Source organism: Ferrovibrio sp. (assembly GCF_036381655.1).
In the GTDB taxonomy this organism is placed as follows: domain Bacteria; phylum Pseudomonadota; class Alphaproteobacteria; order Ferrovibrionales; family Ferrovibrionaceae; genus Ferrovibrio.
The window spans coordinates 1-10,380 of sequence record NZ_DASVCJ010000087.1; the positions used below are offsets into that span (position 1 = coordinate 1).

Sequence of the window (10,380 nt, forward strand, 5' to 3'; positions counted from 1 at the left end):
AAAAACCGAAACGTCCCCTGAGCCAGGCGCAGCCTGGCGCACCATCGAAAGGCAACGTTCCATGGCGAAGATCGGCCAACTGAAAAAGTCCCTGGAGGCGGCGACACCGCACCTGATCGTCGGCAGCATCCGCACGCTCGCGCATTCGGTGCAGCTCCACCTGGAGCCGAGCGGTCGCGATGCTGAAGGCGCGCCGGCCTACATCGTGTATGCCATCACCGCGCAGGGCGAGGCGGTCAACATCGGTGCGGCGTGGAAGAAGCAGCACAACGGCCGCGAATATTTCAGCATGTCGCTGGACGATCCGAGCTGGCAAGCGCCGTTGAGCTGCGCCGCGTTCCCCGCCGATAAGGCCGGCGAGTGGGATGTGATCTGGAACCGGCCCGAGCGAGCTGCAGTATGAGCGGCGTCGTGATGAGCCTGGAAGGCTACAGCGACGATGAGCTGCGGCAGCTGCTGCGGCTCATCCAGTCGGTGAAGGCCGCCGCGATGCTCGACCTGCAGAAGCGATTTCTGCAGGACGCGGAGCGGTGGCTGCACACCGAAATCGGCCAGCGCGCTCAGGCTGGCGCGGGGAGGCGCACGGCATGAAGCTGCAGCTTGAAACGACAAGCCACGAGTTCCATGACGCTCACCTGGCGCTGGACAAATGCCGGCGCTCTTCGGAGTCGGTGAAGGTGAGCCGTCAGACGCTCGGTCGCCTGCTGCGAGATCATTCCAAAATGGTCTCGCGATTGCAGGGCGATGTGACGGAGCCGGGCGAGTGATCGCCCGGCCGCTCTATGTCGCAGAGAAGGTGCCCGCCAAGTTTGTTGGCGGGCGCTTTCATACCTGGGAATGGCGCGTTGTCCTGGTCGACCAGGCCGGCCGGCATCCTACAGGTAAATCAACCGATGGCATGGGCTGGCGCTATCGGACGCAGCGCGAGGCCCTGGAAGCTGCGCGCAGCATGAATGGCATCCTGGCGCAGTCGCGGGTGCCGGCATGAATACCCCGAAGGAGCGGTTTGGTACGGCTCGCGAGGCCCCCAACACCCGATGGGAACGGTTCGACCGTAGGGCCTCAGGCCGCCGCTCCGCTGCGGGGTATGTTCCCACAAAGTTCCATTCCTCGATCGAGGGGGGAGAGTACCCCCCCACCCTCTAATAGGGGGGGTACGGGATACATTTTATGGATCGGGAACCGGCCAATCTGCCAGGAATTCCAATGCCCAAGGGCTGGATATGGCTCTGCAAGCAACTGGATACCGTCCAGGAGGCTTGGAATTACATCCTGCACCAGGCTGCCGCCGACGATCTGGAGCGCTGCCGGCAGGAAGCGGCGGACTTGTCCGACGACGGCGAGGGCCTGGCGCCGTACCGCGTTGGCGGTGAGCTGCTCCAGGTGCGATCTACAGGCGCCAGGGGCGGCTTTCGCTGGGTCGCCGGCAATGATGATTTCCTGCTGATGTTCAAGCCTGGCGGCGCGGGCTGGTCGATCACCGTCCGCTACCTGGCTGCCGGCTTGTGGGAATACGGCATCGACGATCTCGTCGAGCGCGTCAAAGCGATCCTCGACAAGCTCGGGGAACCAAATGATGACGATTATCGTCGGCTGACTCGCGCGGATATCGCCTATGATTTCTATGCGCCAGGCTTCGCGGAATCTGCCACCGTCAGACTGGCAGAGGGTGTTCTGATGCCGGCTAAGTGTAAGGCGCGCACCGTCACGCTGCCGCATCTCGATAAGGTCACGACATTCAGTCGCGGCGGCAGGATCGAAACGCTCACGCTCGGCAGCAAATCGACGCTGCAAGTCGAGCTGTACAACAAGACGCTGGAAATCACCGAAGCCAGCGGCAAGGAGTGGATGTATCCGATCTGGGAGGAAAATGGCCTGCCTGGCGCGGTGCGCTCTGACGTGTGGCGTTTGGAAATTCGCTTCGCCAAGGAGTGGCTGCAAAATCGCGGCATCCGTCGCCTCTCCGAATTCATTGAATGGCAATACGCTCTAGTGCGCGAGGCGGTCCAATCGCGCCGGCTGACGGTGCCGACGAATGACAGCAATCGGGCGCGCTGGCCGCTGCATCCGTTCTGGAATGTCGTGCAAGAGCTGACGCCGGTTCCGTTCCTGGCGCCGCGCGGGCGGCGGGTTACGGCCCGTGCCGATGCGATCAAGGCGCAGCTTATAAAAATGGTCGGCGGGATCAGCCATAGTTTTTACGCAATCGATAATCGCGGCGAGGATGAAATCAGCGATGTGTTGGCGCTGGATCGGCTCTATGCCGCTGCGAAGGAATTCGCACTCAAAGACCCAGAGCAGCAACGCAAGCTGAAACGCGCCAGCGAGCGTTACAGGTTTATCGAGGAGGCACGATGAGTAAGAAAATTATAGGGCATGCAAAATGTCCGATCTGCAAATCGGGACCGCATCCGGTAAAGGTGAGCGATAGCGGCTATCTCTATATGGTCTGCCCGCCGCCCGCCGATGGCGGTTGCCAAAGCCAGATTTTCCCACGTTCGGCGCACAGCAATAGGCTGCTGGCGCAGAGCATCACCAAGTGGTCAATCCCGAAAGAGGAGCGGAGCGAATGGCTGGGCGATCAACCGTCACCGGACAGCGAAGAGGTCCAGGGCGAACTGGAGGAGGCAATCGAGGAAGAGGAGATCGAGGTCGAGCCGGCGCCGGAACCGCCGACGCCGCGACCGCAACAGCGCTCGGCTTCGAGGCCGGCGCCGAAGTCGCAGCCCGCGCGCAAGCCGCCGCAGCGCAAGCCGACGGCGAAGAAGGAAGACGGGGTGAAGATGCCATGGGAATGGTAGACGAGAAACAGCAGCTCCGCGATGAAGCGGCGGCGATGACGCCAGAGCCGGAGTCTGTCGAGGCACCATCTGATCAGCCGGCTAGGCCCGATGAGCTGCAGGCCGCCGTTGCTGGCGCAGTCAATGTGATCGGCGTCTATGCCTGTGCCCGCTATCGCGTGACGCCGCTTGAGCCGGACGAGTGCCGGATGATGAGCGGCGCGTTGCTCAATGTCGCGCGGGTCTATGGTTTGCTCGATCGCGCCGATCCGAAGATCATGGCGTGGCTGACGCTCGGCGGTGTCGGCATGACGATCATGGCCAATCGTCGTCCGCTGCCGCAGCCGGAGCCGGAGCATGCTGATCAGTCAGCAGCGGCCTAGCGTCGAGCTGTATTTCGGCAAGAGCGGGGAGGGGAAAACCTTCCTCGCTCTTTCTCATATCGGCCCGCAGCCGGCGATCCTTTACGATATCAACGAGCAGGAAGTTTTGACCCGCAACGCGGTGATTTGCTCGTCACCGATTGATCTGGTCAAAGCGCTGGATCGCGGCGAGCGGCGCATCTGCTGGCGCGGCTTCGGCGTGATGGGGCCGGTCGCGGCATTTGAGTGGGCGAATAAATGCGCGCGGGTCTATGGTAACCGGGTGCTGCTTTGGGACGATGTGGATCGCATGATGCCGATCTACCCGGTGCCGGTGCATGCCGATTGGATCATCAACGCCGGTCGGCATCGCCGCCTGACGATCAAGGCGAGCGCGCGCCGGCCTGCCAACATGCCGCGCAATCTCACGGCTGCGGCGACCAAGGTTTACAGCTATCGGATCCATGGCCGGCGCGATCTGCGCTATCTGGCCGATGAATGGTTTGACGATCTGGCGGCCAGGCTGCCGGCCCTGCGGCGCGGCCAGGCGCTGGTCTGGACCGAGCGCGACGGCGCTTTCGAGAAAAAAATCTACTAGGGCCATTTTTCCGGCCTCGGCCCGTATACGTAGGTACGTATACGGGTTTGAAGCCTATTCCAGCCCCGCTGTAACCATCCTCCCCGTGGGGGCCTTCGTGCCCTTTGTTGATGCTCGAAAAGGAGAGGTCAGATGACCAAGGGCATGCTGATGACCGCCGCCATCGTGATCGGTGCGCTGGTGGTTTACGACAAGTTCGTGAAGGGCCGCATCTAAGCGGCCCTGATCGGGTGGGCAAGGAGAGGGAAGAGGGATCATGGCAAATAAATCCTTCCGGGAGATGGGCCCGGATTTTCAGTACAGCGCTGGCGGCAGCACCTTCATCGACATTCCCCGCTGGGGCGTGCTCTATGAAATGATGCTGCGGCTGTCGTTCCGCATCACAACTGGCGGCACGCTGCCGGCTGGAGCCAAATTCAACACGCTGGCGCGCATCATTCGTGGCTTGTCGTTGAAGGTGAATGGCAAGGATACCATCGTAGATCTGCCAGGCTCCTCTCTGTGCGCGCTGGCTTACAACACCTACAAGCGGTTGCCCTACGGCATGTCGGCGGCTTTGCCGTCGGCGACCGGCACGGCTTACGATTATGTGATCTATCTGCCGGTCACGCTGTATCTGCCGCATGCGGTGCGGCCCGATGACACCGGCCTCAATCTGGGCAGCCCGCGCATTCCGGGCGTGCCCGCGCAGCTCAAAATCAACTGGGCCGCTGCCGATTGCTCCGACTTCTATGTGACGCCCAACGGCGCTGTGCTGTCGAATGTCACCTGCGAAGTCTCGGGGCTCTATGAAAGCGACCCGGAGCCGCTGTTCCGCGACGGGCCATCAGCCGGCAAGCCGCGCTTCTGGATGACGCGCGTGTTGGATCAGCGCATCGTCGATGTGACGCAGAGCAATTCGGCCTATCCGGTCATCATCGACGAGAAGACCGGCGTGTTCTATCGCTCGCTGCATATCGAGACCCTGGCCGACGATGCGGGTGTCGATACCGTGTTGGCCAATGGCAAGATGGAGCTCAAGGTCGGCAGTGACGTGTATGGCTCGCTCAATGCGGGTCACCTCAAGGATTACATGGCGCGCTTCCTTGGCGTCGATCCGCAGGTCGGCGTCTATTGGTGGAACTTCGATCTGTTCCGATCGGCGATCACCGCGATCAACACGGGCGGCATCCCGGCTGATCTGGTGCTCTACATGAACGTCACCAAGCAGGGCGCCAATACCTGCCAGATCGCCGTTACCCGCGAGGGCCTGCGCAACCTCGCCGTTTGATCGGAGTCGGCCATGTCCCTTTTGGACATTCTGGACAAGGGCGTCGAGGCGGCCGGCAGCATCTTCACCGCGAAAGCGAATGCAGATGCTGCCGCCATGACGGCCAATCAGCAGGGTGAATTCGCCATCCTGCAGGCGCAGCAGCAGGCCAACCAGCAGGCATTGCAGGCGCAGACGACGCAGCGTGTCGCGATGTATGTCGCGCTCGCTTTCGTCGGCCTGGTCGCCTTCATGATGCTGGAGAAGAAAGCGCGGTAACATGTCGGGCATTCCTGGCTTGAATTTTACCTCGACCCGGCAATCGACTTCCGTCGCCACGGCCACGTCGATCGCCTTCAACCCGTCCACGGTGATCAACTTCGGCGGCGGCGATGTCTCGGCCAACCCGAGCGGCAGTGCGACCGGCTATCCATCCGCACCGGCCAATGCGTCTGGCAACGATGGTTATCCATCCGGCCTCAGCAGCGTGCTTGGTGGCGGTTACACGCCGCAGGTAACGCCAACCGGAGCGACGCCATCGCTTGGCACCACCACGCCGGCGCAGCAGAGCAATGGCATGCTGCCGTTGCTGCTGGCGGGCGGTGCCGGTTTGCTCTTGTTGACGATGGACAAGTGAGGTTGCGATGAGCTTCCTTGGCGGCCTGTTCGGCGGTTCGCAATCGACGACGGTGCAGAATTCGTCGACGATCTATTTCACGCCGGAAGTCACCATCAATAATGACGATAGCCGGCTGCAGCAATTGGTCGACACGATGGCCGCCAACGGATCGGCGCAGACCGAGGCCGTGCAGCAGCAGGTGTTGGTGACCGCGCTGCAGGCGCAAGCCACGCTTGAGGCCGCCAAGGCGCAGCAGACTTCGGCGGAGACGACGGCAAATGCTCTGTCGGCTGGTTTGACGCGCGCGGCCATCATCGGCGCGCTTGCGACCCTGGCGGTCAACATCGGACCGAAACTCCTGAAGGCCTGAGCTATGGCGATTGTCTCGAATGACCTGATCGAAATTCCGCTCGATGTCGCCGGTAAGCAGATCATCACCGGTCTGTGGGATTTCTTCAATTTCATCGACGCGCGCCGCGCCGATGGATCGCAGGACAGCGATACGCTGGTTTATGTCGCCTTCGGCAAGAACAACAACCGGCTGGTGCCGCTGACGATCAACAATTACGCGCGCGGGGGTGTGTTCGATCAGATCACCGTTCGCTGGGACGCGCGCCCGGGTGTGAGGGCGAAGTTTTATGTTGCCGCTTCGGTGATGGGCGACGGCGGCCGCCAGATCGTCGAGGTCTATGCGCCGCCCGCCAAGCAACTGGTGACCACCTCGGTTGGAACGACGATTGCCGATGGCAAAGTTAACGTGACCAATGTGGCTACGCCGATTGCGCCGGCAAACTCGCTGCGCCAGTCGCTCACGCTGATGAACCTTGGCGCGACCGATGTCTATGTCGGTGGCGCGGCGGTGGTGGCGGGATCGGCGGTCAAGCTGGCGCCTGGTGCAACGATTACGCTCGATAAGACCACGGCGGCGATCTATGGCATCACGGCGGCCGGCGCCGCTGATATCGGTTATCTGAGCGAGGAAAGCTGATGAGCGTTCTAACTCCATCGGCGCCGCAGCCGCCGTTTGATGTTAATGTCAAGTCGCATGTTGCGGCGGGGTCGTCGTTTTTTTCGTCCGCGTCCGTTTCAACGTCCGCAGTGCAAGCGGTGTCGCCGGCATCCAACACGAATGGAATTCTCCTTGTCGCTATTCGCATAGTCTCCGGCGGCGCAACCGCGATGCTCTTTCGCGGCACAAGTGCACCGTCGTCCTGGAATGACATCAGCAAGGCGCTGGTCGCGATTGCTAACTCCGCCGGCGTCGTTTTCTTCCAGGACTTGGTGATACCCAGCGGGCAAGGCCTGTGGTTTATCGGCTCGGGTGCGGTCAATTATTGCAACGTCGAATATGAATTTCTCTGAGGGGGGGGGCTTGTGACGCGCGATGAAGTGATTGCAATCGCTGTTGCTATGGGAACGGACAAGGAGACGGCGGAGGCCAATTACGATGCAGCTTTCCCGCCACAGCCTGCGCCGGGGCCGACTGATATCATCGGCAATGGTGTCGAGCGCCGGGCCGATGGCACCTATCAGATCACCATTTACGGCGATGGCTCGCGCCAGGAGGTCAAGCTGTGAGCTTGGGGGCGTGGATCGGGGCGGGGTTGCTCGGCGTGGCGGCATGGCTCGGCTTTGCGAAGTCGGCCCAGGCCGCCGCGCCGGCAGGCGATCTGCCACCGTCCGATCCGGTGGTGCAAGATTCCGCGCCGGTCGCTGCCGGCCCGCTGGCTTATCTCGCCATCGTGCGCCAGCTCAATGACGAACTATATGGCGGCTTTTTCGATCCGGCGCTCGTCATGGGCGTGATGCAGCAGGAAAGCGCCTTCAACCCGATGGCCTATCGCTACGAGGCCTCGCGCGGCGAGGCGAGCTATGGGCTGATGCAGTTGCTTTACTCGACGGCGCGGGATCGCGGCTTCTCTGGCGATCCGGCCGGCTTGTACGATCCGGCCACCAATATCGCGCTCGGCATGGCGCAGCTCAAGTGGAGCTTCGACTATCTGGCGTCGCGGCTTGGCACGGTCACCGAGGCGCAATGGCTGTCCAGCTACAATGCCGGGGTCGGCTATGTGCTGCGCGGCGGCAACCGTTACGGCTATGTCGCCAGCGTGCAGAGCTATCGCGACGCCTGGCGGGGCGTGGCGTGATGAGCGCTGAGCTGATATCGGCTCTGGCGGCCATCGGCACCGTGGCTTTCGGCCTGGGCGGCATCATCTACCGCCTGGGCGCGATCCATGCAGACCTGCGCGGCCTGGTGCGGATTGTGCGGGACCATGAGCATCGGCTCCGCGCCATCGAGGCGGGGGAGTGACATGTGGGGGATCATCAGCAAGCTGCTCGGGCTGGGTGAGACGGTTATCGACCGGGTGATCCCCGACCGCAACAAGGCCCGCGACCAGGCGCAAGAGCGCGCGCTGAAACAGATCGACGCGACCAGCGAGGGCGAGCGCGCCGGCAACAAGCTGACGCCGCGCGCCGTGATCCTCTACGCCATGGCTTTCAGCGTGGTTTATGGCGTCGTGATACAGCCCTTCGCCAAGGCGTTCGGCCTTGACCTTCCCATCGTAGATTATGCTGCGCCTCTGCGGATATTGCTCGGGCTGCTCGGTTTGGACTTCGCGGCGTGAGCATCGAGATTGCCATCGGGCTGCCGGCCTACAACACGGCGGAAGAGGTCTATGCCGCCAAGCCGTGGCTGCAGGCCGGCAGCGTCGTTGCCGATGGCGGCTATTGGCGCGGCGTCGATAGCCGCGATGGCGCGTCCGGCATCGTCGGCCGGCTTGGTGATCAGGCGTTGGCGCAGCTCGCCGGCAACGGCTTCACCACCGGCAATCAGGGTTTCAGCCTGTTCGATCAGACCAAGCAGGGCGACTACTACGGCCCGATCGAGACCAGCTCGCCGGTCGATGCCAGCCTGCTAGGCGGCGGCCTGGTCCCGCTGCCGGGCTTCGGCGCCCTCGGCAACGGCAAGTACAACTGGTTGCTCTGGGCTCTGGTCGCTGCCGGCCTGGTGCTGATCCTGTCCAAGGCTCCGCCGGCGTCGCCGCTGCGCCTGGCGCGCCGCTGATCGCAATTTGGCGGTGATGCGGCGCACCTGTCGGGCGGATAGGCCCACAGAGGCCGAAATTTGCCCGTCTGAGAGCCCGGCGCGGAACAGCCGGCAGATTTCCCGGTCGCGGTCGATCAGGCTCTGGCGGCGCGTTATGGCGGCGTGCTGGCGTCGATGCTCGGCATCCTCCATGGCCTGGGCCGTGCGGGCGCGCAGATCGAACCAATGCGCCAGCTCGCGGTAGACAGCGGCCATCTTGAACAAGCTGGCCGCGTCTAGCCTGTGGATGATCTCTTCCGGGACGTGCATCCGGGGTATGAAAGCGGCGGTTTATGAACGCTTTCTGAACCGCCGCCAGCGCCGTCTTAATTTTCCATAATATACAGTCTTTCCAGACTGAATGTCCGCCTGTGCCGGAACCGTTCGCGCATTGGCAGGCGAGGTGCCATGCGGCGAAATTCCGACGCCGAACATCGCTGTGACGATCATGAAAATCATCGCAGCGAAAGTGTTTTTTAGACCGTAGATGCCGCCCAGCATATGCACCAATAACTTGCGAACGTGCGGCTGTTTCTCCTGCCAAATGAACAGGTGCATTAAGGCTTCGTCTTGAGAAACGCCTGCGTAATAGGCAAGCCGCAACATCACGCCGCGGCTGGGCCAAGCCTTCTTCTGCCGCCAGTTGGAAACGGTCGCGCGAGTGACGCCGAGCATAGCTGCGAGCTGGCTCTCTGAGGTGAGGCGCTGCTCTTTAATCGCCATATCAATGTAATCATCAATATCCGGCTCATCGCGCATGTCGAGTTCGGTTTCTGCGTCGCCGTAGCGGGGCAGCTCGACCCGGGGTCCAGTCTCGATAAACGTGAAATCTTCGCTCTCAACGACGCGCTTGTGCGGCATGGCCGACTCCTAGGGATGATGGCCGAGTATCGCAATGTCACTTGACAGTTGCAATCCGCCTCTTTTGTGTGTAAATCGTCAATTGACACTAGGGATGGTGTCAGGGGAGGCGGCCCCCGGACTTTACTCCTCCAGGGTTGCCGGAATAGCCGCCGCTAGGGCCGCTTCCCCGCCTTTGTTCAACTGAGGCAGGTGAGGGGTCACCATGGCGAAGAAGAAAGCGGCCAAGCGCCGCAAAACCACCAAGCGGAAAACGGCCCGGCGCAGCACGCGCCGCCGCACGACCCGGCGCAAATCGACGCACCGTCGCAAGCGCCGCGCCTCGCTCTTTCCGATGTGAGGCGGCGATGACGGATCAGCAACCGCTGCCGCTGCCGGCGCTGCGCCAGATGGCCGATCAGCTCCTTGATCATCCGAGCGAAGAGCTAGTGCAGGTCCCGGTCGGGGTGCTGCGCGAGCTGCTGGATGCGGCGATCACCAGGGCGGCCGCAGCACCGCAGGCCGGCCTGAGCGATGTGCTGAATGACGCGCCCGAGCTGGATGCTGGCGTGCCGGTGGCTTTCGTTCCGGCGCCGAATTTCTGACGAGCTTTGCCGCCGCTCGCTTCCGGGACGTTGCCTGCGGCGGATTTCAGGGAGGGGAGGGCCGGCGCACCACGCCAGCCCTTCCAGCCCCTCCCAGAAAAAACCGAAACGTCCCCTGAGCCAGGCGCAGCCTGGCGCACCATCGAAAGGCAACGTTCCATGGCGAAGATCGGCCAACTGAAAAAGTCCCTGGAGGCGGCGACACCGCACCTGATCGTCGGCAGCATCCGCACGCTCGC

At 62.6% G+C, this 10,380-nt stretch carries 23 protein-coding genes; 22 read left to right on the top strand and 1 reads right to left on the bottom strand.

The window, feature by feature from the left end; translation table 11 throughout:
• The 19 genes from VF194_RS19600 to VF194_RS19690 all read left to right on the top strand — a co-directional run.
• A partial coding sequence (locus VF194_RS19600) for a DUF736 domain-containing protein (protein ID WP_330892900.1) occupies positions 1–403 on the top strand: 403 nt, incomplete at its 5' end.
• Positions 400–591, top strand: a complete 192-nt coding sequence (locus tag VF194_RS19605) for a hypothetical protein (protein ID WP_330892901.1) — start codon at positions 400–402, stop codon at positions 589–591. The genes VF194_RS19600 and VF194_RS19605, both read left to right, overlap by 4 nt.
• Complete coding sequence (locus tag VF194_RS19610) at positions 588–767, top strand: hypothetical protein (RefSeq protein ID WP_330892902.1); 180 nt, start codon at positions 588–590, stop codon at positions 765–767. Before VF194_RS19605 ends, VF194_RS19610 begins: the two co-directional genes overlap by 4 nt.
• Complete coding sequence (locus tag VF194_RS19615; RefSeq protein ID WP_330892903.1) at positions 764–988, top strand: hypothetical protein; 225 nt, start codon at positions 764–766, stop codon at positions 986–988. The genes VF194_RS19610 and VF194_RS19615 overlap by 4 nt, the downstream gene beginning before the upstream one ends.
• A 182-nt stretch (positions 989–1,170) precedes the next feature.
• Positions 1,171–2,358, top strand: coding sequence for a hypothetical protein (locus VF194_RS19620; protein ID WP_330892904.1), 1,188 nt, complete (start codon positions 1,171–1,173; stop codon positions 2,356–2,358).
• Entirely contained in the window at positions 2,355–2,801 is a 447-nt protein-coding gene (locus VF194_RS19625; RefSeq protein ID WP_330892905.1) for a hypothetical protein, read from the top strand. Before VF194_RS19620 ends, VF194_RS19625 begins: the two co-directional genes overlap by 4 nt.
• Positions 2,795–3,163 carry a hypothetical protein gene (locus VF194_RS19630; RefSeq protein ID WP_330892906.1) on the top strand — a complete coding sequence of 123 codons (369 nt, stop codon included), beginning with the start codon at positions 2,795–2,797 and terminating at the stop codon, positions 3,161–3,163. Before VF194_RS19625 ends, VF194_RS19630 begins: the two co-directional genes overlap by 7 nt.
• Positions 3,138–3,740, top strand: a complete 603-nt coding sequence (locus VF194_RS19635) for a hypothetical protein (RefSeq protein WP_330892907.1) — start codon at positions 3,138–3,140, stop codon at positions 3,738–3,740. Before VF194_RS19630 ends, VF194_RS19635 begins: the two co-directional genes overlap by 26 nt.
• A 256-nt stretch (positions 3,741–3,996) precedes the next feature.
• Positions 3,997–5,010 carry a hypothetical protein gene (locus VF194_RS19640; RefSeq protein WP_330892908.1) on the top strand — a complete coding sequence of 338 codons (1,014 nt, stop codon included), beginning with the start codon at positions 3,997–3,999 and terminating at the stop codon, positions 5,008–5,010.
• A 12-nt stretch (positions 5,011–5,022) separates the two neighbouring features.
• Positions 5,023–5,268, top strand: coding sequence for a hypothetical protein (locus tag VF194_RS19645; RefSeq protein WP_330892909.1), 246 nt, complete (start codon positions 5,023–5,025; stop codon positions 5,266–5,268).
• Between the two features lies 1 nt (position 5,269).
• Positions 5,270–5,626, top strand: coding sequence for a hypothetical protein (locus VF194_RS19650; RefSeq protein WP_330892910.1), 357 nt, complete (start codon positions 5,270–5,272; stop codon positions 5,624–5,626).
• A gap of 7 nt (positions 5,627–5,633) precedes the next feature.
• On the top strand, positions 5,634–5,978 hold the full coding sequence (locus VF194_RS19655; protein WP_330892912.1) for a hypothetical protein: 345 nt from the start codon (positions 5,634–5,636) through the stop codon (positions 5,976–5,978).
• Positions 5,979–5,981: 3 nt separating this feature from the next.
• Positions 5,982–6,596, top strand: coding sequence for a hypothetical protein (locus VF194_RS19660; protein WP_330892913.1), 615 nt, complete (start codon positions 5,982–5,984; stop codon positions 6,594–6,596).
• Positions 6,596–6,970 carry a hypothetical protein gene (locus VF194_RS19665; RefSeq protein ID WP_330892914.1) on the top strand — a complete coding sequence of 125 codons (375 nt, stop codon included), beginning with the start codon at positions 6,596–6,598 and terminating at the stop codon, positions 6,968–6,970. The genes VF194_RS19660 and VF194_RS19665 overlap by 1 nt, the downstream gene beginning before the upstream one ends.
• A gap of 12 nt (positions 6,971–6,982) precedes the next feature.
• Positions 6,983–7,186, top strand: coding sequence for a hypothetical protein (locus tag VF194_RS19670; protein ID WP_330892915.1), 204 nt, complete (start codon positions 6,983–6,985; stop codon positions 7,184–7,186).
• Positions 7,183–7,755 (top strand): lytic transglycosylase domain-containing protein, encoded by a 573-nt coding sequence (locus VF194_RS19675; protein ID WP_330892916.1) that lies wholly within the window; start codon positions 7,183–7,185, stop codon positions 7,753–7,755. Before VF194_RS19670 ends, VF194_RS19675 begins: the two co-directional genes overlap by 4 nt.
• Positions 7,755–7,919 carry a hypothetical protein gene (locus tag VF194_RS19680; RefSeq protein WP_330892917.1) on the top strand — a complete coding sequence of 55 codons (165 nt, stop codon included), beginning with the start codon at positions 7,755–7,757 and terminating at the stop codon, positions 7,917–7,919. Before VF194_RS19675 ends, VF194_RS19680 begins: the two co-directional genes overlap by 1 nt.
• A 1-nt stretch (position 7,920) precedes the next feature.
• Positions 7,921–8,235: a hypothetical protein gene (locus VF194_RS19685; protein WP_330892918.1), complete on the top strand. Its 315-nt coding sequence runs from the start codon at positions 7,921–7,923 to the stop codon at positions 8,233–8,235.
• Positions 8,232–8,675, top strand: coding sequence for a hypothetical protein (locus VF194_RS19690; RefSeq protein ID WP_330892919.1), 444 nt, complete (start codon positions 8,232–8,234; stop codon positions 8,673–8,675). Before VF194_RS19685 ends, VF194_RS19690 begins: the two co-directional genes overlap by 4 nt.
• A gap of 312 nt (positions 8,676–8,987) precedes the next feature.
• On the opposite strand, the gene VF194_RS19695 is transcribed toward VF194_RS19690, so the two are convergent.
• Positions 8,988–9,557 (bottom strand): helix-turn-helix transcriptional regulator, encoded by a 570-nt coding sequence (locus VF194_RS19695; protein WP_330892920.1) that lies wholly within the window; start codon positions 9,555–9,557, stop codon positions 8,988–8,990.
• Between the two features lie 205 nt (positions 9,558–9,762).
• Between VF194_RS19695 and VF194_RS19700 the strand changes: the two genes are divergently transcribed.
• The 3 genes from VF194_RS19700 to VF194_RS19710 form a co-directional block, all read left to right on the top strand.
• Complete coding sequence (locus VF194_RS19700; protein WP_330892922.1) at positions 9,763–9,897, top strand: hypothetical protein; 135 nt, start codon at positions 9,763–9,765, stop codon at positions 9,895–9,897.
• Positions 9,898–9,904: 7 nt separating this feature from the next.
• Entirely contained in the window at positions 9,905–10,141 is a 237-nt protein-coding gene (locus tag VF194_RS19705) for a hypothetical protein (protein ID WP_330892923.1), read from the top strand.
• Between the two features lie 6 nt (positions 10,142–10,147).
• On the top strand, positions 10,148–10,380 hold a 233-nt coding region (locus VF194_RS19710), incomplete at its 3' end, for a hypothetical protein (protein ID WP_330892924.1).

Excerpts from the sequence above, each read along its gene's own strand:
- VF194_RS19605 (WP_330892901.1), top strand. The coding sequence starts at position 400 with ATGAGCGGCGTCGTGATGAGCCTGGAAGGCTACAGCGACGATGAGCTG.
- VF194_RS19610 (WP_330892902.1), top strand. The coding sequence starts at position 588 with ATGAAGCTGCAGCTTGAAACGACAAGCCACGAGTTCCATGACGCTCAC.
- VF194_RS19620 (WP_330892904.1), top strand. The coding sequence starts at position 1,171 with ATGGATCGGGAACCGGCCAATCTGCCAGGAATTCCAATGCCCAAGGGC.
- VF194_RS19625 (WP_330892905.1), top strand. The coding sequence starts at position 2,355 with ATGAGTAAGAAAATTATAGGGCATGCAAAATGTCCGATCTGCAAATCG.
- VF194_RS19630 (WP_330892906.1), top strand. The coding sequence starts at position 2,795 with ATGGTAGACGAGAAACAGCAGCTCCGCGATGAAGCGGCGGCGATGACG.
- VF194_RS19635 (WP_330892907.1), top strand. The coding sequence starts at position 3,138 with ATGCTGATCAGTCAGCAGCGGCCTAGCGTCGAGCTGTATTTCGGCAAG.
- VF194_RS19640 (WP_330892908.1), top strand. The coding sequence starts at position 3,997 with ATGGCAAATAAATCCTTCCGGGAGATGGGCCCGGATTTTCAGTACAGC.
- VF194_RS19645 (WP_330892909.1), top strand. The coding sequence starts at position 5,023 with ATGTCCCTTTTGGACATTCTGGACAAGGGCGTCGAGGCGGCCGGCAGC.
- VF194_RS19650 (WP_330892910.1), top strand. The coding sequence starts at position 5,270 with ATGTCGGGCATTCCTGGCTTGAATTTTACCTCGACCCGGCAATCGACT.
- VF194_RS19655 (WP_330892912.1), top strand. The coding sequence starts at position 5,634 with ATGAGCTTCCTTGGCGGCCTGTTCGGCGGTTCGCAATCGACGACGGTG.
- VF194_RS19660 (WP_330892913.1), top strand. The coding sequence starts at position 5,982 with ATGGCGATTGTCTCGAATGACCTGATCGAAATTCCGCTCGATGTCGCC.
- VF194_RS19665 (WP_330892914.1), top strand. The coding sequence starts at position 6,596 with ATGAGCGTTCTAACTCCATCGGCGCCGCAGCCGCCGTTTGATGTTAAT.
- VF194_RS19680 (WP_330892917.1), top strand. The coding sequence starts at position 7,755 with ATGAGCGCTGAGCTGATATCGGCTCTGGCGGCCATCGGCACCGTGGCT.
- VF194_RS19685 (WP_330892918.1), top strand. The coding sequence starts at position 7,921 with ATGTGGGGGATCATCAGCAAGCTGCTCGGGCTGGGTGAGACGGTTATC.
- VF194_RS19695 (WP_330892920.1), bottom strand. The coding sequence starts at position 9,557 with ATGCCGCACAAGCGCGTCGTTGAGAGCGAAGATTTCACGTTTATCGAG.
- VF194_RS19700 (WP_330892922.1), top strand. The coding sequence starts at position 9,763 with ATGGCGAAGAAGAAAGCGGCCAAGCGCCGCAAAACCACCAAGCGGAAA.
- VF194_RS19705 (WP_330892923.1), top strand. The coding sequence starts at position 9,905 with ATGACGGATCAGCAACCGCTGCCGCTGCCGGCGCTGCGCCAGATGGCC.